The organism is Pseudomonas sputi, assembly GCF_021603585.1.
Lineage (GTDB): Bacteria > Pseudomonadota > Gammaproteobacteria > Pseudomonadales > Pseudomonadaceae > Aquipseudomonas > Aquipseudomonas sputi.
This window is the reverse complement of the sequence record NZ_BQHI01000079.1, coordinates 1-309: the sequence shown is the minus strand read 5'-3', so window position 1 is coordinate 309 and position 309 is coordinate 1. Positions and strand designations below refer to the sequence as shown.

Here is a 309-nt window from a genome sequence, read left to right as displayed (position 1 = left end):
CATCCCGAACTCAGAAGTGAAACGATGCATCGCCGATGGTAGTGTGGGGTTTCCCCATGTGAGAGTAGGTCATCGTCAAGATTAAATTCCGAAACCCCAATTGCGAAAGCAGTTGGGGTTTTGTTTTTAGTAGAAGTCACCGATTTTTGCCGGAGCGTTACTGCCGTAACGAGCTGGTCACAGAATTTCTTGACGACCATAGAGCGTTGGAACCACCTGATCCCATCCCGAACTCAGAAGTGAAACGATGCATCGCCGATGGTAGTGTGGGGTTTCCCCATGTGAGAGTAGGTCATCGTCAAGATTAAA

2 rRNA genes are annotated in these 309 nt (G+C 48.5%); both read left to right on the top strand.

Annotation, left to right across the window (positions count from 1 at the left end):
• Positions 1 to 81, top strand: a 5S ribosomal RNA gene (gene rrf, locus L6D81_RS29845); the annotation flags it as partial.
• A 107-nt stretch (positions 82 to 188) separates the two neighbouring features.
• Positions 189 to 304: ribosomal RNA gene (gene rrf / locus L6D81_RS29375) — 5S ribosomal RNA — on the top strand.
• The last annotated feature ends 5 nt before the right edge of the window (positions 305 to 309 follow it).